The 21,188-nt window shown below is 54.9% G+C and carries 20 protein-coding genes, 3 tRNA genes and 2 pseudogenes; 13 read left to right on the top strand and 12 right to left on the bottom strand.

Translation table 11 applies throughout. The features are described from left to right. The 5 genes from ACM3N8_RS16810 to ACM3N8_RS16830 all read left to right on the top strand — a co-directional run. Positions 1-532: bacteriophage T4 gp5 trimerisation domain-containing protein (locus tag ACM3N8_RS16810; protein ID WP_416016397.1), on the top strand; the 532-nt coding region annotated here is incomplete at its 5' end. Positions 533-566: 34 nt separating this feature from the next. Continuing rightward, positions 567-3,110 (top strand): hypothetical protein, encoded by a 2,544-nt coding sequence (locus ACM3N8_RS16815; protein ID WP_416016398.1) that lies wholly within the window; start codon positions 567-569, stop codon positions 3,108-3,110. Continuing rightward, positions 3,107-3,475 carry a hypothetical protein gene (locus ACM3N8_RS16820; protein ID WP_290019108.1) on the top strand — a complete coding sequence of 123 codons (369 nt, stop codon included), beginning with the start codon at positions 3,107-3,109 and terminating at the stop codon, positions 3,473-3,475. Before ACM3N8_RS16815 ends, ACM3N8_RS16820 begins: the two co-directional genes overlap by 4 nt. A 154-nt stretch (positions 3,476-3,629) precedes the next feature. Continuing rightward, positions 3,630-4,034 carry a lysozyme inhibitor LprI family protein gene (locus ACM3N8_RS16825; RefSeq protein WP_290019109.1) on the top strand — a complete coding sequence of 135 codons (405 nt, stop codon included), beginning with the start codon at positions 3,630-3,632 and terminating at the stop codon, positions 4,032-4,034. A 369-nt stretch (positions 4,035-4,403) separates the two neighbouring features. Then, positions 4,404-4,802: a hypothetical protein gene (locus tag ACM3N8_RS16830; RefSeq protein WP_348686520.1), complete on the top strand. Its 399-nt coding sequence runs from the start codon at positions 4,404-4,406 to the stop codon at positions 4,800-4,802. Between the two features lie 122 nt (positions 4,803-4,924). Here the strand turns inward: ACM3N8_RS16830 and ACM3N8_RS16835 are convergent. Further along, positions 4,925-5,062 (bottom strand): annotated as a pseudogene (locus ACM3N8_RS16835) (IS5/IS1182 family transposase); the annotation flags it as partial. A gap of 27 nt (positions 5,063-5,089) precedes the next feature. Here ACM3N8_RS16835 and ACM3N8_RS16840 point away from each other — a divergent pair. After that, the gene (locus tag ACM3N8_RS16840) at positions 5,090-5,605 is read left to right on the top strand and encodes a hypothetical protein (protein ID WP_290019111.1); all 516 of its coding nucleotides are present in this window, start codon (positions 5,090-5,092) and stop codon (positions 5,603-5,605) included. Between the two features lie 164 nt (positions 5,606-5,769). Here the strand turns inward: ACM3N8_RS16840 and ACM3N8_RS16845 are convergent. The 4 genes and pseudogenes from ACM3N8_RS16845 to ACM3N8_RS16860 form a co-directional block, all read right to left on the bottom strand. Beyond that, a pseudogene (locus ACM3N8_RS16845) lies at positions 5,770-6,520 on the bottom strand (IS481 family transposase); the annotation flags it as partial. Positions 6,521-6,603: 83 nt separating this feature from the next. Then, positions 6,604-6,679 (bottom strand) — tRNA-His (locus ACM3N8_RS16850). Positions 6,680-6,731: 52 nt separating this feature from the next. Next, a tRNA-Arg gene (locus tag ACM3N8_RS16855) sits at positions 6,732-6,808 on the bottom strand. A 37-nt stretch (positions 6,809-6,845) separates the two neighbouring features. Further along, positions 6,846-6,922 (bottom strand) — tRNA-Pro (locus ACM3N8_RS16860). 203 nt (positions 6,923-7,125) lie between these two features. Between ACM3N8_RS16860 and folD the strand changes: the two genes are divergently transcribed. Then, positions 7,126-7,989, top strand: coding sequence for a bifunctional methylenetetrahydrofolate dehydrogenase/methenyltetrahydrofolate cyclohydrolase FolD (folD, locus tag ACM3N8_RS16865; protein WP_098983861.1), 864 nt, complete (start codon positions 7,126-7,128; stop codon positions 7,987-7,989). A gap of 110 nt (positions 7,990-8,099) precedes the next feature. Here the strand turns inward: folD and cspD are convergent, their stop codons facing one another. Then, entirely contained in the window at positions 8,100-8,318 is a 219-nt protein-coding gene (gene cspD / locus ACM3N8_RS16870) for a cold shock-like protein CspD (protein ID WP_005300025.1), read from the bottom strand. A 229-nt stretch (positions 8,319-8,547) separates the two neighbouring features. Here cspD and clpS point away from each other — a divergent pair, with 229 nt between their 5' ends. Both clpS and clpA read left to right on the top strand, forming a co-directional pair. Then, the gene (gene clpS / locus ACM3N8_RS16875) at positions 8,548-8,865 is read left to right on the top strand and encodes an ATP-dependent Clp protease adapter ClpS (protein WP_005310725.1); all 318 of its coding nucleotides are present in this window, start codon (positions 8,548-8,550) and stop codon (positions 8,863-8,865) included. Positions 8,866-8,925: 60 nt separating this feature from the next. Next, on the top strand, positions 8,926-11,178 hold the full coding sequence (gene clpA / locus ACM3N8_RS16880; protein ID WP_043556842.1) for an ATP-dependent Clp protease ATP-binding subunit ClpA: 2,253 nt from the start codon (positions 8,926-8,928) through the stop codon (positions 11,176-11,178). Between the two features lie 67 nt (positions 11,179-11,245). Here the strand turns inward: clpA and infA are convergent, their stop codons facing one another. The 3 genes from infA to aat all read right to left on the bottom strand — a co-directional run bounded on the left by infA (position 11,246) and on the right by aat (position 12,953). After that, on the bottom strand, positions 11,246-11,464 hold the full coding sequence (infA, locus tag ACM3N8_RS16885) for a translation initiation factor IF-1 (protein WP_005300033.1): 219 nt from the start codon (positions 11,462-11,464) through the stop codon (positions 11,246-11,248). Positions 11,465-11,532: 68 nt separating this feature from the next. Next, on the bottom strand, positions 11,533-12,249 hold the full coding sequence (locus ACM3N8_RS16890; protein ID WP_043135946.1) for an arginyltransferase: 717 nt from the start codon (positions 12,247-12,249) through the stop codon (positions 11,533-11,535). Beyond that, positions 12,246-12,953 carry a leucyl/phenylalanyl-tRNA--protein transferase gene (aat, locus tag ACM3N8_RS16895; protein WP_241279052.1) on the bottom strand — a complete coding sequence of 236 codons (708 nt, stop codon included), beginning with the start codon at positions 12,951-12,953 and terminating at the stop codon, positions 12,246-12,248. The genes ACM3N8_RS16890 and aat overlap by 4 nt, the downstream gene beginning before the upstream one ends. Positions 12,954-12,972: 19 nt before the next feature. Here aat and ACM3N8_RS16900 point away from each other — a divergent pair, with 19 nt between their 5' ends. After that, positions 12,973-13,443 (top strand): glycine zipper 2TM domain-containing protein, encoded by a 471-nt coding sequence (locus ACM3N8_RS16900; RefSeq protein WP_043135952.1) that lies wholly within the window; start codon positions 12,973-12,975, stop codon positions 13,441-13,443. Between the two features lie 104 nt (positions 13,444-13,547). On the opposite strand, the gene ACM3N8_RS16905 is transcribed toward ACM3N8_RS16900, so the two are convergent. The 3 genes from ACM3N8_RS16905 to ald all read right to left on the bottom strand — a co-directional run bounded on the left by ACM3N8_RS16905 (position 13,548) and on the right by ald (position 17,100). Further along, a complete protein-coding gene (locus tag ACM3N8_RS16905; RefSeq protein ID WP_043135955.1) occupies positions 13,548-14,795 on the bottom strand; it encodes a diguanylate cyclase in 1,248 nt (415 codons plus the stop codon). Positions 14,796-14,852: 57 nt separating this feature from the next. Beyond that, positions 14,853-15,803, bottom strand: coding sequence for a thioredoxin-disulfide reductase (trxB, locus tag ACM3N8_RS16910; RefSeq protein ID WP_043135959.1), 951 nt, complete (start codon positions 15,801-15,803; stop codon positions 14,853-14,855). 181 nt (positions 15,804-15,984) lie between these two features. Next, complete coding sequence (gene ald / locus ACM3N8_RS16915) at positions 15,985-17,100, bottom strand: alanine dehydrogenase (RefSeq protein WP_290019112.1); 1,116 nt, start codon at positions 17,098-17,100, stop codon at positions 15,985-15,987. 150 nt (positions 17,101-17,250) lie between these two features. Here ald and lrp point away from each other — a divergent pair, with 150 nt between their 5' ends. The 3 genes from lrp to lolA all read left to right on the top strand — a co-directional run bounded on the left by lrp (position 17,251) and on the right by lolA (position 21,148). Then, on the top strand, positions 17,251-17,742 hold the full coding sequence (lrp, locus tag ACM3N8_RS16920) for a leucine-responsive transcriptional regulator Lrp (protein WP_005300047.1): 492 nt from the start codon (positions 17,251-17,253) through the stop codon (positions 17,740-17,742). A 201-nt stretch (positions 17,743-17,943) separates the two neighbouring features. After that, positions 17,944-20,466: a DNA translocase FtsK gene (locus ACM3N8_RS16925; protein ID WP_290019113.1), complete on the top strand. Its 2,523-nt coding sequence runs from the start codon at positions 17,944-17,946 to the stop codon at positions 20,464-20,466. Positions 20,467-20,539: 73 nt separating this feature from the next. Beyond that, complete coding sequence (gene lolA / locus ACM3N8_RS16930; protein ID WP_290019114.1) at positions 20,540-21,148, top strand: outer membrane lipoprotein chaperone LolA; 609 nt, start codon at positions 20,540-20,542, stop codon at positions 21,146-21,148. Positions 21,149-21,188 lie beyond the last annotated feature (40 nt).

The raw sequence follows: 21,188 nt of genomic DNA on the forward strand, positions 1-21,188 counted from the left end.
AGACCTGAACGTACTCATCGAGAACGATGCGGCCTGGCACATCAAGCACGACCAGCACACCGATATCGACAATGAGCGGGTGACTCGCATCAAGGCCAACGACCACCTGAGTGTTGAAGGGGAGAAGCGCGACCAGATCAAGGCGGACTATTCACTCACCGTCGATGCATCCATGCACCAGAAACTAGGGCAGTCCCTCCTGGTAGAGGTGGGCCAAGAGGTGCATATCAAGGTGGGCGACAAGCTGGTGCTGGAAGCCGGGGCTGAAATCACCCTCAAGGGCGGCGGCAGCTTTGTGAAAGTGGATCCGAGCGGCATCAAGCTGGTGGGTCCCGCCATCAAGCTCAATGCCGGCGGCAGCGCAGGTTCAGGCTCCGGCTGGGCGGGTCAGGCCCCCGTTGTGCCCAAGGGGGTAGAAGTGGTCAAGGCTCCCGAACTGGTCGAACTCATCATGGCCATCCCCACCGAGAAGGCGATGGAGGCGTTGCTCAAGGCGCTGGAGCCAGATAGCGATTATCAGCCCTCCGCTTGATGTTCGACGAATAACACAGGATTGAATAGCAAAGATGAAAATCGTCTATCCCATGCAGCTGGAAGGTGAGAACGGCCCTAGCGAGGTTCCATCCCTCGATGCCTTTATCGAGAAGATCAACAGTCTCAAGAGCGGCACCTTCTTGATTGGTCGCAACCGCATCTGGCACGGCGGCATCCACCTCAGTGAGAAAGGGGGCTGGCACCCGAGTGGCGCTGTACGCGCCATTACGGATGGGGAAATCGTGGCCTACCGGCTGGCGACCGAACCCGCCAAGGCGACCCGCAGCCCCGAAGCAGGAAAACCGGGGGAAGGCATTGACTTGTATACCTCCCCGTCGTTTTGTCTGGTACGCCATCACTACGAGGCGGGTGAGCAAAACAAGAACCGTCTGACCTTTTACTGCCTCTACATGCACATCGCGTGTGAGAACACTTACAACAGCCCAGAGGCGGCGCGAGTGACCGTCAAGGGGACAGGCGTGTCCACCTATGAACCGGTGGCGGGGGGGGATCCCCTCAAGCTGACACGCCGACTGTCGGGCAATAACCCTGTGCATGCGAAAACGGGGGCTGAGGTGAAGTTGCTCCAGCAAACCCCGAGCAATCTGCGAAACCACAGAGATGAGGTCCACAATTACTTCCTGGTGCACTACGTCGATGAACCGAACAGCCCGTTCTATATCGCACAAAGCCAGTTGCAGCAGGAATATCCGCAAAAGCCGAAGTGGATGACCCCACCAGAAGGCAAACCGGCCCGTCATAACATCCCCGGTAACACCTGGTTACGGCAAACGGCTGACACCACGGCGGGGAGCCTGGGGCTGCCTGCTGGCAGTGAGGTGGTGGTATCTGGTGAGTCACAGATGGTGACCGTCGGTGGCGGCCCGACCGAGTTTCGTAAAGTGCAGGTGTTCAAGGCGGGCAGCGGCTCCGTCAAAGACAGCGCCAATCGGGTGATGACCAATGCAGGCAAAGGGTCGCTTGGTTGGTTGGCAAAAAGCAAGATGGGTGCGGGACTGGCCGCCGAGCCGAGTGTCCCCGTCGAATTCAAAGAGGATGCGCCCGTTGTTGACCGAAGTGATAATCCGATAGCGGTGCAGGCCGGAGAGGTCATCGGTCACTGGGGCGAACATCAGATAGCCACTGCCGGTGCAAGCGGCTTCGTGAAAGACGCCGACAGTAAAACCGTGCACTTTGAGGTGTTTGTTGCAGACAGCGACAAGCAGGCGCTTGAAGATTGTATCAATAACAAGGCGCGGGTAAGCGGTGGCCAAGGCTACCTGCTATTGAACCAAGAGGTCACCACCTATCGTCTCACCAGCGATAGCCAGCATGGTTTTCACGATGTTGCCAAATTTGGGCCACTGGTCTTACCGTTGGCCGTGAAAGAGTCCGCTAAAGTCAGTCACGGTGCCAACAACTTTGTGAAGGTGCGTGAACGGACGGCGGCTGACGGGGAGCTGGCGGGCGAGTTTGTATTGCTGGCCGATGGTGTCGAAGTGGTCAGCCAGCATGACTGGCACAAGCTGGGCGTCAAGCTGGTCGATGGCAGCAGTGATGAAGATGGCTTTTTGGACAAGGCGGATACGGCCACTGACAGTGAAGAGTCCCTGCAGAAAGAGGCGAGCGAATTTTTCAGCACCATCTATGACAAACTGGTGACAGACAGGGACAACGATGGCACCCTGAGCGGCAACGATATCAAGGCCGCGCTGGCCGATGAGGAGTTGGCGGGCAAGTTGCGCATGTTGTTTATCAAGCACAAAAGCGAATGGGTACAGCCGGGGGATTGGCCGCGTCTCAAGCAGGAGTTGGCTGACCAGCCTGAACTCTATAAGTACGCGATGCAGGTCCATAACAATATGGCGTGGATGGAAGACGCCAGCGCGATATTGGGTGATACCAAGCCTTGGTTTATTCATCCTGCTGGGATGATGGGGTTGGTGAAAAGTTATCAGAAAGAAGCTCTATGGGTGTTGGGTAAAACTTCAGAAAGATATGAGTCAGGTGGAAGAGGTCCGGGCGTAGTGTCTACAGGAAAAGGAGACTATGGTGGGGCTTCATATGGTTGCTATCAACTGTCGTCGAATTTGGGGGTTGTGCAACTATATATTCAATCTTCAAAATACAAAGATTTTTTTGAAGGATTGCTCCCTGCAACGCCTCAGTTTAATTCGGCTTGGAAGAATGTTGCAGCTAATGATCCAGAGGGGTTTAGAGAAGAACAGCATCGTTTTATTAAAGAGACGCATTATTATATTCAAATTGAACGACTAAAATCAAAGGGGCTTTTAATAGAACATAATCGTGCAGCTGTTCATGATCTGGTATGGTCTACCGCAGTCCAATTTGGCGCTAAAACCAACTTAATTATCAATGCTTTAAGTAACTTTGACTTACAAAGAATTTCTGACAAGGAACTAATCGTTACAGTACAAAACTATAAGAAGAATAATACGGAAACGCTTTTCAAATCCTCCCCTACTTTGTGGAAAGATTTGAAAGACAGAGCAGATTCAGAAAAAAAAGCATTGTTAGAGCTGGAAAATAAAATGTTTGAGGTGGAGATAAAATGAAGAAGGTTTTATTTATTTGTTCATTCGTTTTTTGCAGCAGTTTTTTTGCTAGCCAATCTGCTGTTGCTAGTGATGATTGTAACAATTCGTCAGGAGTGCATCAGGAAATGGTTTCCTGTATCCAAAAACAAACCGCTAAATATGAAATAAATTTAAAAAACATCATTTCTTCAAAGTCTAGCGACTATGGCTTTTCGAAAAACTTTTACGATAAACAACGGCTTGCCATCCATGAAAAATGTATGCTTTATTCAAACGTTGGTGGTCAGCGTGGTGAGTTGTTAATGGTTCAATGTGAATTAGATGGTGTCAAACATTTAAATGAGTACATCAATCAATATATTGACGATGTGAACAATAGTTAACTCCTTGGTGTAAATCAAAGAGGGGCCTTTGAGAAAGGCTCCTCTGGTTTCTTCATCAGAGACAAAAATACTCCGATTACATCAAAAACAATCCCACATGGAGCCAATATGATCCAGGGCGTAAAAGAGCTAAATACCTAACTGGAGAATAACTGTGAAAAGACTATCTTTTGCCCTGTTTTTTATATCATTAAATGTGTTTTCAAACACAGATAGTAATTGTGATATCTCTGCGCCAGCTACCAATCTTGCTGCTTGTTATGAAAGTAAGTTAAAACAAGCTGATACTGAGTTAAACAAAACATTTAATAATTTAAAGTCTACATTGTCATCTAGTGGTTATGATAAACCATCTAAAGAAAAATACTGGAGTCAACTGGTTCAATCCCAACGGTATTGGATTAATCTCAAAGATGCTCAGTGTAACGCAAGGGGGGCTTTCTTTGAAGGCAGTTCTATCGCGCAACTGATAGAAATTAAAAAATGCCTTATGAATGTAACAAAGGAAAGAGTGTTTTTTTTGAATAATGAGATTCAGTTCATTCATGATTTACCTTGACAGGCAGGACTGATGGCCAAGGATGGCGCTGTATCAGCTTTGTGCCCATCAGATGGTTGTGTAGCATATTAGCTTTTTTTACAAAACAGCATATTAGGCAAAAAATATAGAAGGAAGTGGCCTATCCAAGCTGCTTCTCTTATTTGGTCGGTAGTTCGCCAGTAACAAATTCAGTCCAGGCATCCATCATGGGGATACGTTGATCCAGTAAGTCCGTGCGGTGGAAAAATCTGGGACACCCAAGATTTTTGACCTTGCTAGATGTACAACCATTTACTCAGCAGGAGACTGGTAAAAGTGGTATGGACGGTTTTGTCGAGATCGGCGAAAATTTGTTGAACAGCGAGTTGTAACTCTAGAGTAACTGAAATGAAAAAATGTTTAGCCTTATTTTTTATTATGCTGTCTTCTGTCTGCCATGCTGAAGATGTCGGCGTAGACTATCGATGCTTTGTTAGTCCCAATGGTAAAATTAAAATGAGAATGATGTGGGCCTCCACTGTAGGTTGGGTTGGAGGATATGTTCAATATGGGAAAAATAAAGATAAAATAACTATAGTCCAAGTGAATTATGAAGAAGAGACGAATGACGAAGGTCGACCATATGCTGTTAATAGTGACTGGGTTGAAATAGTTGATGGCAAGGTAAATGGACGGTATCACTTTGGTTACCAAGGTGCTAACTTTGACAATGTGTTTTATATAAATGTTAAAGGAAAGAAATTTGATTTCTCTCAGGCATTAGAAAATTATGAGGATTGTTTTTGATTACGGTGGTTGTGAAATACTGAGGCACCTCATTCATCGGGTGTACAGATCTAGTTATCACCTGACGGCGTTGTTGCCCAAATCAACCATCAAGTCATCACTTCCCCAGCCCCGGGTGACCGCTACACTCGGGGCTTTCTGACAGGTAGACCCAGGGTATTCAGTTTGTTTATGGCACCTACATACGCCATGACTTCTCCCACTTGGCCGTTGTAGTTACGCAGACAGATTTTCCCCGCCAGCAACTGCTTGAACCGATATCACCCAGTAGGTATTGATAATAGTGAGTGCAAATTCGTGAGGTTATAATGAGGAAGTATGGTTTTTTAATTTTCATTTTAAATTTAATTTCCCCCACTTTGTTTGTGAGCGCGGCTGATATTATTCAAGGGCCCTATAGGATAAGTAATGATACAGCGAGCGTTCAAATTGAGAAAAAAGATGACATAAATTGTCCATTATCTATGGTCATTTATGATAAATCATCACATTATGAGCTGGATAAAATATGTGAGAACGGCGATTACCCAAATCTTAGGAGCGTTTTTTTCTTTACTCTGAAAGGTGTGAATCATATAGGAACTATAGTTTCATGGCATAGTAAGCATCAGGCAGAAGGGATTGATGAGACAAATTTTGAAGTTAATATTTATAAAAAGAACGCTGGTGGAGAATATACTTTTGATAAAGCAAAGACTTTGGATCCAGTTTTAAGTGGCACAGAGGATGGTGCCGGTGATGGAACATATAAGTTTAACAATGCAATATCGATAAAGAAGTATATGAAAGAAAAATATGGTTAAGAGTTTGGTAAGGTGCAATAGACATCCAGTAAAAATATGGGGTGCACACCTTGTTCATAGCTGTTTAGCTGCATGTTAAAGATCATTGATGGCAGCTGATAAGCTGGTAGTAGTATGAACAAATATAGTTACCACCTGACACCGGCCTCAAACCGGTGTCTTGTTTACGTTACTTTAGTGCGCACTTCCTTCGGTATCAATTTCAGACCCTTCTTGAACATGGTATAGGGGGTCTGCCCCTCCATCATTCTGCCCTGATGTGGCTGCTGGTTGTGTCGAGTTCCAAATAGCTGTCCAGGTCTGACTACATCTGCTTCACCGACTCCTACCAAGTTGTTCTCCCTTTGATGCCCGCAAGGTGTGATGCGCTCGCTTGATAAAGCTGTTGCTCTGTGGCTTGCGCACCTTGGTGGTCTGTAGCTTAATCCCCTCCAGTTGCAGAAACAGCTCGTAGGATGATGGTCAGGGCATCCGCAGAACTCACACCCGTTATCCGGCAGGATGGTATAGACCCGCGCCTCGTGAGCCTCAAAGAACGGCAGTACCGTTTCGTTGAGCACATGGACTGAGGTAACTGGCAGCTTGCTGGTGTAGAGCCGTCCCCAGGCGTGGCGGTTGTAGCGGTCCAGCACGGTTTGCAGATACACCTTGCCAACCCCTTGAGCTTGCTGATGAAGAAGGTGTCGACCGTCACCAGTTCCTCGATGTAGTGGATTTCTAGCTGGCGTTCTCGAAACTACGGACTGAAGTGCTCAAGCAGGTGAATTTGCTCATCGTTAAGCCCAATCGCCTATTCTCGATGGTTTATGCGAGGTGTAACAAGCGGTTGAGTTTAGAGAGCAAATGCACGCCACAGAAATCGCCAGCACCAACGCTGATGCCTTTTAGGGTGAGTACCTGTGAGCCCCGCAGCGGGCATTTTTGCAGGCAACCGTCAGCACACAAGGAGGGGGTTTATTTCTACTGGATTTAAATAGGGTGTTTTTGAAAGGGGGAAATGGGGTGGCTGATGGGGCTCGAACCCACGACAACCGGAATCACAATCCGGGACTCTACCAACTGAGCTACAGCCACCACTGAAAATTTCCATTAATACCATCCATCCCGGGGAGGGAGGATTCATTAATGGTGCGCCCTGCAGGATTCGAACCTGCGACCCACGGCTTAGAAGGCCGTTGCTCTATCCGACTGAGCTAAGGGCGCTCTGTATCGATCAGCCAAGGTGGCTCATCGATGAACTTGGTCGGTGATAAAGGATTCGAACCTTTGACCCTCTGGTCCCAAACCAGATGCGCTACCGGGCTGCGCTAATCACCGATAATTTCGTGTCCAGCATACCGATAGCGGCGGTACTGGGCAACGGGCGGGCATCATACCCAAGCGGGAAAGGCAGCGTCAACGTATTTTTCCGCTAGTAAATTCAAGTGCCTACTTATTGCCCGCCCAGCGAGCGCTGCTAACACCCGCGCCAAAAAAATGCGACAATGCGCGGCAGTTGAACACATGGTGAGTGAAGAACGATGTCTGCCAAAATCATTGATGGAAAACAGGTTGCGCAAACGATTCGCAATCAGGTCGCAGCGCAAGTCCAACAGCGGTTGGCACAAGGGAAACGGGCGCCAGGTCTGGCGGTGATCCTGGTCGGAGTGGATCCGGCATCTCAGGTCTATGTCGGCAGCAAGCGCCGCGCCTGTGAAGAGGTGGGGTTTATCTCCCGCTCTTACGATCTGAGCGCGACGGCGAGCCAGCAAGAGCTGCTGGCTCTGATCGATCGGCTCAATGATGATGCGGACGTAGACGGCATTCTGGTGCAACTGCCGCTGCCGGCCCATTGTGATACGACTCAGGTGTTGGAGCGTATCCGTCCCGACAAGGATGTGGATGGCTTCCACCCGTACAACGTGGGCCGTCTGGCGCAACGTATTCCGGCGCTGCGCCCCTGTACGCCCAAGGGCATCATGACGCTGATTGAGGCTACGGGTGTCAAGACACACGGCCTGCATGCGGTAGTGGTCGGGGCATCCAATATTGTGGGGCGCCCGATGACGCTGGAGCTGCTGCTGGCCGGTTGTACCACGACCACTTGTCACCGCTTCACTCAGGATCTGGAAGATCAGGTGCGTCGCGCCGACTTGCTGGTCGTGGCCGTGGGCAAGCCGAACTTCATTCCGGGGGAGTGGATCAAGCCGGGGGCCCTGGTGATCGACGTGGGCATCAATCGTCTGGCCGACGGTTCTCTGGTGGGGGATGTGGAGTTCGAGACGGCGCGTAATCACGCCTCCTTCATCACACCGGTTCCGGGGGGGGTTGGTCCCATGACGGTGGCTAGCCTGATGGAAAACACTCTGAGTGCCTGCCAGGACTACCACGACCAAGCCCTGTGATGGTCGATGAAGCCCACGTCTGACGGGCTTCACGCTCGCAATCGCGCAGCGCAATAAAAAACCCGGCGACCTTGCGGTTAGCCGGGTTTTTTATTTATCCAGTTCGACTCTTACATGTTCTGTGCTTCGTTTGGCACGATGACAGAGGCGTGATTTCCTTTCGGCCCCTGCTGCAGTTCGAAGTTGACTGCCTGACCTGCTTTCAAGGTCTTGTAACCTTCCATTTGTATCGTGGAGTAGTGGGCGAAGATATCTTCACCACCCCCTTCCGGACAGATAAACCCAAATCCTTTTGCGTTGTTAAACCACTTGACTGTTCCGGTTGCCATACATCTACATCCTTTTATTGATTACCCTGAAGTCGTTGAGTAACCTGCGCCAGCCCTTTATAACTAGTAGCATAAGCCCATAGCAGACGGGCGCCGATTAGCAAGTAACCAATCTAGTCTAACTTTTGAGCGAGTCAAGGAGTTGTTAACAACTGATGTGATCTGGTTAACAAGTCTATTGACAATCTTGTGTTAGACGGTAGTAATCTAGAGGTACCGAAGCGCGATTATGAGCAAGCAGAAAGAACTCTTTGCTAATGAAGAGATTGCACAAGCAGAGAAAACGAAGCTGCAACCGCCACCCATGTACAAGGTCGTCCTGAACAACGACGACTACACACCGATGGAGTTTGTGGTGGAGGTGCTGCAAAAGTTCTTTGGTATGGATTTGGACAAGGCCACCCAGGTGATGCTGAGTGTGCATTATAGTGGTAAGGGAGTCTGTGGCACGTTTACCGCCGAGATTGCCGAAACCAAAGTGGTCCAGGTCAACACCTATTCACGTAACAACGAACATCCACTGCTGTGTACCATGGAAAAGGCTTGAATCTGATGACTTGATGGCGATGACGACACCACATTGTTGCTGTACTGAGGGGAGGTGCCTATGTTGAATAAAGATCTAGAAAAGACGCTGAACGAGGCTTTCAAACTGGCCCGTGACGAGCGCCACGAATTCATGACCGTCGAGCACCTGTTGTTAGCCCTGTTGGATAACAGCTCAGCCCATGAGGCGCTGAGTTCATGTGGTGCTGATGTGGAACTGATGCGCAAAGAGATCAGCGCATTCATCAGTCAAACAACCCCGCTTATTCCCCGCGATGATGAAGACAGAGAAACCCAACCCACGCTTGGCTTCCAACGGGTGCTGCAGCGTGCCGTGTTCCATGTCCAGTCTTCTGGCAATACCGAAGTCAGTGGTGCCAACGTGCTGGTCGCCATCTTCAGCGAGCAGGAGTCCCAGGCTGCCTATTTCCTGAAGAAAGCTGAGATCAGCCGGCTGGATGTGGTCAATTTTCTCTCCCACGGGGTGCGCAAAGACAGCAAGCCGGATAACAGCGGTAACAACGCCGAGTCCGATGACGATGTCTCTGCTGCCCAGATTGAGAGTTTTGCGACCAACCTGAACCAGCTGGTGCTGGAGGGGCGTATCGACCCGCTCATCGGCCGCGATCAGGAGCTGAGCCGCACCATCCAGGTACTGTGCCGTCGCCGCAAGAACAACCCGCTGTTGGTGGGGGAGGCTGGAGTAGGCAAGACCGCCATCGCCGAGGGGCTGGCCTATCGCATCGTCAAGGGTGATGTGCCCGAGGTGATTGCCGGCAGCACCATCTATTCACTCGACATGGGCTCCCTGCTGGCGGGCACCAAATACCGTGGTGACTTCGAGAAGCGCCTCAAGGTGCTGCTCAAACAGATTGAGCGCCAGGAAGGGGCCATTCTGTTCATCGACGAGATCCACACCATCATAGGGGCCGGGGCTGCCTCAGGTGGCCAGCTGGATGCGGCCAACCTCATCAAGCCGTTGCTCTCCAATGGTTTGCTGCGCTGTGTCGGGTCGACGACTTACCAGGAATATTCCCAGATCTTCGAGAAAGACCGTGCGCTGGCCCGTCGCTTCCAGAAGATCGATATCGTCGAGCCGAGTGTGGATGACACCACTCGCATCCTGATGGGGCTCAAGAGCCGCTACGAATCGCACCATGGCGTGCGTTACACCGTCAAGGCGATCCGGGCTGCGGTCGAGCTGTCGGCCAAGTACATCAATGACCGTCATCTGCCTGACAAGGCGATCGACGTGATCGACGAGGCGGGGGCAGGGCAGCGTCTGCTGCCGGTGAGCAAGCGCAAGAAAGTGATCAATGTGCCGGAAATCGAAGCCATAGTCGCCAAGATAGCCCGCATCCCGGAGAAATCCGTCTCTTCCTCCGACAAGGAAGTACTGAAGAACCTGGAGCGCAACCTCAAGATGGTGGTGTTTGGCCAGGACAAGGCAATCTCTGTGCTGACCGACTCAATCCGTCTGTCACGCTCGGGCCTTGGCAATGAACGACGCCCTGTGGGTTGCTTCCTGTTTGCCGGCCCGACAGGGGTGGGCAAGACAGAGGTCACACAGCAGCTTGGCAAGGCGCTCGGGGTCGAGGTGCTGCGCTTTGACATGTCCGAGTACATGGAGCGACACACAGTCTCACGTCTGATTGGCGCGCCTCCCGGTTATGTTGGTTTTGAACAGGGTGGTTTGTTGACCGATTCAGTACTCAAGCATCCGCACTCAGTGGTGCTGCTGGACGAGATCGAGAAGGCGCACCCGGATGTGTTCAACCTGCTGCTGCAGGTGATGGACAACGGGACCCTGACGGATAACAACGGACGCAAGGCAGATTTTCGCAACGTGATCCTGGTGATGACCACCAACGCCGGTGTGCAGGAGACCCAGCGCAAGTCCATCGGCTTCCAGCAACAGGACATGAGCCACGATGCCATGGCGGTGATTAACAAGACGTTCAGCCCGGAATTCCGCAACCGGCTCGATCACACCATCTGGTTCAACCATCTGGACATGACGGTGATCCATCAGGTGGTCGACAAGTTCATTGTCGAGTTGCAGGTACAACTGGATGCCAAGGGAGTGTCTCTTGAAGTGTCCGAGGGTGTCCGCCACTGGTTGGCCGAGAAGGGATATGACAGGGCCATGGGAGCCAGACCCATGGGACGGGTCATCCAGGAACACCTCAAGAAACCCTTGGCCAATGAGATCCTGTTCGGATCACTGGTTGATGGGGGGGTAGTGAAGGTTGAGTTGGTAAATGACAGCCTCAGCTTTGATTTTCAGGTCAATATTGAAGCTGTCTCCCACTAGGCACCATAGTTAGAAAGCGACAAAAAACCCCAACCGAGAGGTTGGGGTTTTTTGCTGAATTCCTGGCTTAGCGAGAGCGGAAAACAATACGTCCCTTGGAGAGATCGTACGGAGTCAGAGCTACCGTTACTTTGTCCCCAGTCAGGATACGGATGTAGTTTTTGCGCATCTTGCCGGAAATATGAGCGATAACCACGTGACCATTTTCCAGTTCCACACGGAACATGGTATTGGGCAGGGTTTCGAGAATGGTGCCCTGCATCTCAATACTGTCTTCTTTAGCCATTGAATCCTCTTGATAAGCCACAACAAAAATCCGCTGGATCATGCCGGATTTAAGGCTATGTGTAAAGTTTACTCGGGCTTGGTGTCGATATTTTTCCATTCCCCCTGGATCAGGCGCTCGTGGGGCAGGTATTGGCGCTTGTAATTCATCTTGCGACACTCCTCCACCAGATAGCCGAGATACAACCAGGTGCGACCCGTACGTCTGGCCAGTTCCAACTGACTCAGGATGGCGAAGGTGCCGAGGGAGCGATCGGCATGGGCCGGATCGAAGAAGGTATACATGGCACTCATGCTGTGGGGCAGCAGATCTGTGGTGGCGACCCCGATCAAGCGGTTGTCCTTGCGCATCTCCAGATAGAGGGGCGGCATCCAGTCACAGTGCAAAAAGCCCTTGTACTGGGTTCGGCTGGGGGGATACATGCTGCCATCATGGTGGCGCTGGCGAATGTAGCGCTCGTAGAGCTGATAATATTCAGGTTTGTCGTCGTAGCTGAGCACCAGTTCCAGGTCCTGATTCAACTGGCGGATCCGCTTCTGGCTGCGGCTCGGCACGAAACGCTCGCTGTGGATGCGCAGGGACTGGCAGGCACTGCAGGCGGGGCAGTGAGGTCGATAGATGTCGTTGCCGCTGCGCCGAAATCCTGCCGTCAGCAGCCGCTCATAGCCGCTGGCATTGAGCAGGTTGTGGTCCATCAATACCAGCAGTTGCTCCTGCTCATGGCCCAGATAGCTACATTGATGCTTGGGGGTCAGCCCTACCTTGAGGATCACTTCTTCTGTCATAGGATGATGCTCCCCGGTTGCCAGCAGTTCTCCGCCAATGGCTGTCGGCTCAGTTGGGCCAGGGCCGTCAAGAAGGTGGCCCTCGGCCATTCCTGGATCCCCATGGTGGCCAGGAAGTCATTTTGCATCTGACAGTCTATCAGCGCGCCGCCATGGCGGGCGAAGTGCTGGCAAAGCGCCATCATGGCCAGTTTGGCGCCGTTATCGATGCGACTGAACATGGACTCGCCACAGAAGAGGCGGCCGAGTGAGAGACCATAGAGACCGGCTTGCAGCTGGCCATCCTGCCAGATCTCGACTGAGTGGGCATGGCCAAGGCGGTGAAGTTGTCGATAGGCGTCGATCATGGGCGTGCTTATCCAGGTTCCACTGGCACTGCGACGGGGGGCGGCGCAGGCCGCTATTACCTCATTAAAGGCGCGATTGATGGAAATATCGAATGAGGTACGGCGGATAAATTTGCGCAGGCTGCGATTGACGTGCAACTGTTCCGGAATGATGACCCCTCTGGGATCCGGTGACCACCACAGCAGCGGCTGGTGGGGCTCATTCCACGGGAAGATCCCCTTGTGGTAAGCTGCCAGCAATCGGTCAGGGGAGAGATCCCCCCCGATCGCCAGCAGGCCGTTGGGTTCTTCCAGGGCGTGCTCGGGGTCGGGAAACCAGCACAGCTCATCATCCAATTGGGTAAGATAGCGAGACATAAGGCGAAGAGGTTCACAGATGAAGGCCATTATCCTGATAGTATCCAGCTTGTTCTGCTTTGTCACTGCGCCCGCCTGGGCCCAGGTCTACGAGCGCAACACGGCGCGGCCCGTGGATCAGGTGGTGTTTGGCCAGGTCGAGACGGTGCGCAATATCACCCAGCGTCAGATCCTGGAGTCCGAGCACTCCGGCTGGAAAACCCTGGGGGGCGCCGTATTGGGCGGCTTGCTTGGCAACCAGTTTGGCGGCGGCCACGGTCGTGAAATTGCCACAGCAGTCGGCGCGCTGGCCGGGGCGGCTGCGGCGCAGCAGTATCAGTCTGGCGGCACCGTGGTGGAGAACAAGCTGGTGGAGCTGCTCATTCGCAACGAGCAGAACGGGCTCATCAATGTCATTCAGGATTATGATCCGGCCATGGTATTCATGAACGGCGACAAGGTGCGCATCCTCTATTTCAACGATGGGGTGCGGGTCGACAAGACCTATTGAGTGGAACCAGGAAGGAAGTAGGGGGAGAGGGGGAGCAACCCGACGACATCCACAGTGAGGATCCGTCGGGCGGTACTACACGGTGCTCATCTGCCGAGATCTGCTCAGGCCGATGAGTCCTGAGACACTATCTTGTCGCGACCTGTGTTCTTCGCCTGATAGAGCAGGCGATCCGCCTCGCTCAGTGCCTCGTCCATGGAGACGCGCCCGACCTTGATCACCCCGAAACTGGCGCGAGCAAACAGCGGGATCTCCCGTGACAACGGCTGTTGACGCAGTTGCTGGCGCAGCCCCTCCAGCCGCTTGAGCAGCACAGGTACGGTGCAATGGGGCACCATCAGGGCAAACTCCTCGCCGCCAAAACGGGCGATCATGGCATCGGGGAAGAACTGGGTGAGCAACCGGGTCAGGTGACAAAGCAGCTGATCGCCGATGGCATGGCCCCAGTGATCGTTGACCTGCTTGAAGTGATCCACGTCGAGCACGCAGAGGGCGAGCGGCGTCTCCTGGCGCTGATGATCCTCAAACCACTTCTGTCCCTCATTGAACCAGTAGCGCCGGTTATAGAGCCCGGTCAGGTAGTCGCGGTTGGCCGACTCCTGAATGCTGTTGAACTGCTCAAGAGCCTCCAGGTTGTGGCTGACCCGGCACTGCAACTCTTCCGGTTCAAACGGCTGGTTGAGAAAGTCGTTGGCGCCCTGTTTGAGGTAGCGGGCGGAGAGGCCGCGCTTGTCTGACACCGAGATCCCTATGATGGCCAGCTGCTGCTTGCTGTAGCGTTCCCGCAGCATGCGCACCAGGCTGATGCCGTCGATCTCCGGCATGTAGTAGTCGACCAGCACCAACCGGATGGCCGGGTTCTGTTCAAGCTGGGCCAGGGCATCGCGGGCATGGCTCGCCTCATGGACCTGCAGCAACTGCTTGCGCAGCTGGGCCATGGTGCGATGACGGGAGGTGCGTGAATCATCGACCACCAAGACCTCAATTTTCTGATTGAGATAGAGGCGATGCACCAGACTGACCGCGTATTGCAGTGAGTGGCGTGAATCCTTCATCACGTAATCCAGCACCCCGGCCTCCAGCCAGGCTTCCCGCTTGTCTTCGCTGATGTCGGCGGTGAGGATCACCACCGGCAGGCCCAGTTCCAGCAGCACCTTGACGGCTTCACCGCTGGGGGCATCCGGCAGGGTGAGATCGACTAGGGCCACCACATACTCTTCCCCTTGGCAATGACGCGCGCCCTCCAGGGTATCGAACGCATCGATTTCCAGACCTGTTTGTTGTGCTATGGCCTGGATCAACATGCGGCGGATCGTCAGACTGTCTTCGACAATCAATATTTTCTGTTTCATCCGGCTCCTTAAAATAAAAAGGCATGCCTCACGGCATGCCTTTTATATCCCTTGCGCTTATTGCGCGTCCAGATATCGCTCGGCGTCGAGGGCCGCCATGCAGCCGGTGCCGGCAGAGGTGATGGCCTGACGGTAGGTGTGGTCGGCCACGTCCCCGGCGGCAAAGACCCCTTCGATGCTGGTCTGGGTGGCAAAGCCGTCCAGTCCGCCGCGTACCTTCAGGTAGCCGTTTTGCATCGCCAGCTGACCGTCGAAGATCTGGGTGTTGGGCTGGTGACCGATGGCGATGAAGACCCCCATCAGCGGCAGCTCTGAGGTGGTCTCATCCCGGGTGCTGCGCAGACGCACGCCAGTCACGCCCATCTGATCGCCCAGCACTTCGTCCAGGGTCTGGTGGGTGTGCAGCACTATGTTGCCACTCGCTACCTTGTCGTGCAGACGCTTGATCAGGATCTTCTCGGCGCGGAACTCGTCGCGGCGGTGAATGAGGTGCACCTTCTTGGCGATGTTGGCCAGATAGAGCGCCTCTTCCACGGCCGTGTTGCCGCCGCCGATCACGGCCACTTCCTGGTTGCGATAGAAGAAGCCGTCACAGGTGGCGCAGGCGGAGACGCCGCGGCCCTTGAAGGCCTCTTCGGAAGGCAGCCCCAGATACTTGGCGGAGGCACCGGTGGCGATGATCAGCGCATCACAGGTGTACTCGGCGCTGTCGCCCTTGAGGCGGAACGGACGCTGGGTCAGCTCCACTTCATTGATGTGATCAAACAGGATGCGGGTGTCGAACTTCTCCGCATGCTCTTTCATGCGATCCATCAGGGCCGGACCTGTCAGCCCCTCGGGATCACCGGGCCAGTTTTCCACTTCGGTGGTGGTGGTCAGCTGACCGCCTTGCTGCATGCCGGTGATGAGCAGGGGATTGAGGTTGGCGCGGGCCGCATAGACGGCGGCGGTGTAACCGGCCGGGCCTGATCCCAGGATCAGCAGTTTGCTGTGAGTGACTTGGCTCATGATGTGATTTCCGAGACGTGATGAGTTTGCGCGATTGTAGGTAATTCGAGATCCGGGGTCAAAGGCCAGTGAGTCGATTGTGGCAATCGGCCGTCGGTGCGGGTTGGCGTGCATTCGGGCATAAAAAAACCGCCCATCGCGGGCGGATTCTGACTCATCGACTCCCCGGGCGGGGCGGCGATCAGTGCAACAGGGTCAGCGGGTCGGCGCAGGCCAGGCCATGGGCCTCGGCCACCTCTTTACAGGTGACGTGACCGGCCATGATATTGAGTCCGTGGCGCAGGTGGGCATCCTTGAGCAGTGCCTCCCGATAGCCTTGCTCCGCCAGCTTGATGATGAAGGGGAGGGTGGCGTTGTTGAGGGCCACGGTTGAGGTACGGGCTACCGCCCCCGGCATGTTGGCGACACAGTAGTGCACCACCTCGTCGACCAGGTAGGTGGGATCTTCATGGGTGGTCGGGTGGGAGGTCTCCACGCAGCCGCCCTGATCGATGGCCACATCGACGATGGCAGAACCCGGTTTCATGCGGGCAATGTGGTCACGGCTGACAAGTTTTGGCGCAGTGGCGCCGGGCACCAGCACGCCACCGATGACCAGATCCGCCGCCAGCAGATGGCGCTCCAGGGTCTCGCGGTTGGAGTAGACCACCTTGGCGGCTCCCTGGAACTCGCTGTCGAGGCGGCGCAGGGTGTCGACATTGTTGTCGAGTATGGTCACATCGGCACGCAGGCCAATGGCCATGCGGGCTGCGTTCGAACCCACCACGCCACCCCCTATGATCACCACCTTGGCCGGCTCGACCCCGGGTACGCCGCCGAGCAGCATGCCGCTCCCGCCACGGGATTTTTCCAGCGCCTGGGCACCCGCCTGAATAGACATGCGTCCCGCCACTTCCGACATGGGGGCCAGCAGGGGCAGGCCGCCACGGCCGTCGGTGACGGTTTCGTAGGCGATACAGATGGCTCCGCTCTTGATCAGCTCCAGGGTCTGGGGCAGATCGGGCGCCAGATGCAGGTAAGTAAAGAGGGTCTGGCCCGGGCGCAGCATGGCGCGTTCGACGGCCTGGGGCTCCTTCACCTTGACGATCATCTCGGCTTTGGCGAAAACCTCTGCGGCGGAGGCCAAAATTTCGGCACCGGCAGCGCGATAATCTGCATCACCGAAGCCAATGCCGTTTCCGGCGCCGCTTTGGACGAAAACAGTATGGTTTCGTGCTGTTAGTTCACGTACACTGGCCGGAACCATGCCTACGCGATATTCATGGTTTTTTATTTCTTTAGGTACACCGATAATCATGCTATCCCTCGTCTATCGATTGGTGTTTTATGTTGCAAAAATGTTAAGCAACATTTGCGCCTAGTATATTCAGGTATTGACAGGATTTGTGACCATAATTATAAAATGACTGGTGATTCTTACCAAAAAATAGCCAAAGGATGGAATAAAATGATGGAAGCTAAGAGTCGGCTAAAGGATTTGGACAGGATTGACCGCAACATTCTGAATGAGCTGCAAAAGGATGGCAGGATTTCGAACGTTGAGTTGTCCAAACGAGTTGGCCTGAGTCCTACACCGTGTCTGGAACGGGTTCGTCGCCTCGAGCGACAAGGTTATATCGAGGGATATGCCGCTATTCTGAACCCTCATTATCTGGACGCGTCTCTGCTGGTGTTCGTGGAAATTACCCTCAATCGCGGTGCACCGGATGTGTTTGAACAGTTCAACAAGGCTGTTCAGGTGCTCGAAGAGATCCAGGAGTGCCATCTGGTCTCCGGCGATTTCGACTATCTGCTCAAGACCCGCGTCAGCGACATGTCGGCCTATCGTCGCCTGCTGGGGGAAACCCTGCTGCGACTGCCCGGTGTCAATGACACCCGCACCTACGTGGTGATGGAAGAGGTCAAACAGAGCAGTCGTCTGGTGATCAGCACCCGTTGAGTTGGGTTATGCTGTGGCTTGCCAGGCTTATGACAAGTCACGACAGTCAGAAACGAGCGGCCGGTCCGCTCGTTTCTTCTTATCGCGTTGGTTGTGAATATGGCCCAGCCCATCAGGCACTGGCTGACAATCGGTGGGCTTTTCAGGGATACTAGGCCCCCTTATCCCCTGCATTACATGTTTTCAGAAAGGAGCCGGAGTTTGGCCGATAAAAAGCTGTTTACTCCTTTATCAGGTACACAACGGATCTTCGAAGCCGTCTTGATCGCCATCACCCTGATGGCTGCCTATCTCTTGCTTGCCCTGTTGTCCTATCACCCGGCCGATCCCGGTTGGTCCCAGACCTCCTGGCAAGGGGAGGTGAAGAACCTCGCCGGTAGCGCGGGGGCCTGGCTCGCCGACATCACCATGTTCACCTTTGGGGCCTTCTCCTATCTGGTTCCCCCCCTGGTCGTCCTGCTGGGCTGGAGCCTGTTCTGGCGCCCGAGCCGGCTGCTGGACGTGGACTACCTTACCCTGTCGGTACGGATAGTGGGTTTCGTGCTGACCGTGCTCGGCATGTCCGCCATCGCCAGCATGAACTTCAACGACATGCAGAATTTTTCCGCCGGCGGCCTGGTGGGAGATGTGATCTCCTCCGCCGTGGTGCCGCTGTTTGGTGGCGTCGGGGCCAACCTGATGCTGCTCTGCTTCGTGGCCACCGGCATCACACTGTTCACCGGCTGGTCCTGGCTCACCATAGTCGAGCGGATCGGTGCCACCTGCACTGGCTCGGTCAGCGCGGTTTACCACTTCCCCACCACCCTGGGTCGCTGGTTGACCGGCGGCTGGCGTCAACCCCGTTTTGAGGGACCGGATCCCCTGCTGGAAGGGGGCCTGGGTGCCATCGAGCTGGAAGAAGATGAAGAGGACGATCCTCACACCAGCTGGACCCGCAATCCCAAGGGCAAGGCGGGCAAGGGCCAGAAGGCCAAGTCCGATGAGTGGCTGCCCGAGCTCGATGACGACACCTTCCAGTTCGAGCCGCAATTTGATGATGAAGACGACGAGCCGGCGCCCGTGGCCAAGCCCAAGCGCGCCGCTGCTGCCACTGCCCGTCGCCAGCCGGCCCTGACTACGGCCGATGACGAGGATGAAGAGTTCGATCTGCCCTGGGCCGAGGGTGACGACGACGTGGCCGCACCGGTCGCCGTTGCGCCGAGCAAGCCCAAGCGTCGTCCACAGCCAGGCATGGCGCCCTTGCCGAGCCTGGAGCTGCTGGACAGGCCGCCTGCCAAGACCCAGATGATGAGCAAGGACGAGCTGGACCGCATGGGCCGTCTGGTAGAGGCAAAACTCGCCGACTACAACGTGCAGGCCAAGGTGGTCGGTGTCTATCCGGGCCCCGTCATCACCCGTTTCGAACTGGATCTGGCGCCTGGCATGAAGGCGAGCAAGATCACCAACCTGTCGCGCGATCTGGCTCGCTCTCTGTCGGCCAGCAGCGTGCGGGTGGTGGAAGTCATTCCGGGCAAGACCTTCGTCGGCATCGAGCTGCCCAACCGGGTGCGCCAGACCGTCTACCTGCGCGAGACTCTCGACTGCGAGGCCTTCCGTGACAGTCGCAACCCGCTCACCATGGGCCTGGGCCAGGACATAGCCGGCGAGCCGGTGGTGGTGAATCTGGCCAAGATGCCGCACCTGCTGGTGGCCGGTACCACAGGTTCGGGCAAGTCGGTGGGGGTGAACACCATGATCATCTCCATGCTCTACAAGTCATCGCCGGACGATCTGCGCTTCATCATGATCGACCCCAAGATGCTGGAACTCTCGGTCTACGAAGGGATCCCCCATCTGCTGACCGAGGTGGTCACCGACATGAAGGATGCCGCCAACGCGCTGCGCTGGTGCGTGGGCGAGATGGAGCGTCGCTACAAGCTGATGTCGGCGGTCGGGGTACGCAACCTCAAGGGTTACAACGACAAGGTGCTGGCCGCGGCTGCCGAGGGCGAGCCCCTGCGGGATCCGCTGTGGCGTCCGGGTGACTCCATGGATCAGATGCCACCAGAGCTGGAGAAGCTGCCCCATATAGTGGTGGTGGTGGACGAATTTGCCGACATGATGATGATCGTCGGCAAGAAGGTGGAGGAGCTGATCGCCCGGATCGCCCAGAAGGCGCGGGCCGCCGGTATTCACCTCATTCTGGCGACCCAGCGTCCCTCGGTGGATGTGATCACCGGCCTCATCAAGGCCAACATTCCGACCCGCATCTCCTTCCAGGTGTCGAGCAAGATCGACTCGCGCACCATTCTGGATCAGGGCGGCGCCGAATCCCTGCTCGGCATGGGCGACATGCTCTACATGCCGGCCGGTACCTCCAACCCGACCCGGGTACACGGCGCCTTCGTCGATGACCACGAGGTGCACAAGGTGGTGGCGGACTGGAAACTGCGCGGCGAGCCGAACTACATAGAGGAGATCCTCTCCGGCGAGTCGGGCGGCGAGGGTGGCAGCGGCGAATTTGGCGGGGGCGGCGATGAAGAGCTGGATCCCCTGTTCGACGAGGCGGTGGCCTTCGTGGTGGAGTCCCGCCGTGGTTCCACCTCCAGCGTGCAGCGCAAGTTCAAGATTGGTTACAACCGGGCCGCTCGTCTCATCGAGCAGATGGAAAACCAGGGCATCGTCAGTTCGCCAGGTGGCAATGGTCAGCGCGACGTGCTGGCACCGCCCCCGGTACGAGACTAAGCCTCATCCCACTATCCTGGCCATGCCCTCAGCGGCGTGGCCTTTTATCGAGATCGTCGTTATGAAAAGCATGATGAAAAAACAACTGTTGATGGGAACCGTGCTGCTGGTCGCCAGCAGCCAGGTGTGGGCCGATGCGGCCAGCGACCTCAAGCAGAAGCTGGCGGGTGTCAGCCTCTTCTCCGCCAAGTTTGCCCAGACCGTCTATGACAGCAAGGGCAAGGAGCTGCAAAAGGCAGGTGGCGACCTGCTGGTGCAGCGTCCCAATCGCTTCAACTGGCACACCACCTCGCCGGACGAGAGCCTGATCGTGGCCGATGGCAAGGACGTCTGGGTCTACGATCCCTTCGTCGAGCAGGTGACCGCCCTCAAACTCAAGGATGCGGTGCTCAACACCCCCTTCATCCTGATCGCCGGCAACGACGACAAGTTCTGGAAAAACTATGACGTGACCCAGCAGGGGGACGTCTACACAGTCACCAGCCGCAACAAGGATGAGCTGATCGCCTCCTTCCGCGTCACCTTCGATCGCGACAACAACATCAGCCGCTTCGATGTGAAAGAGGCCCAGGGGCAGTGGAGCGAATTCACCCTGAGCCAGTTCAATCGCAAGCCGGTGCTCAAGGGCAATGAGTTTGTCTTCAAGATCCCGAAGGGGGTCGAGCTGGACGACCAGCGCTGATGAGCCATCTCTCTTTGGATTTATCGTCGAACCGTCTTCC

Source organism: Aeromonas sp. A04 (assembly GCF_047780465.1).
GTDB classification, from domain to species: domain Bacteria; phylum Pseudomonadota; class Gammaproteobacteria; order Enterobacterales; family Aeromonadaceae; genus Aeromonas; species Aeromonas bestiarum.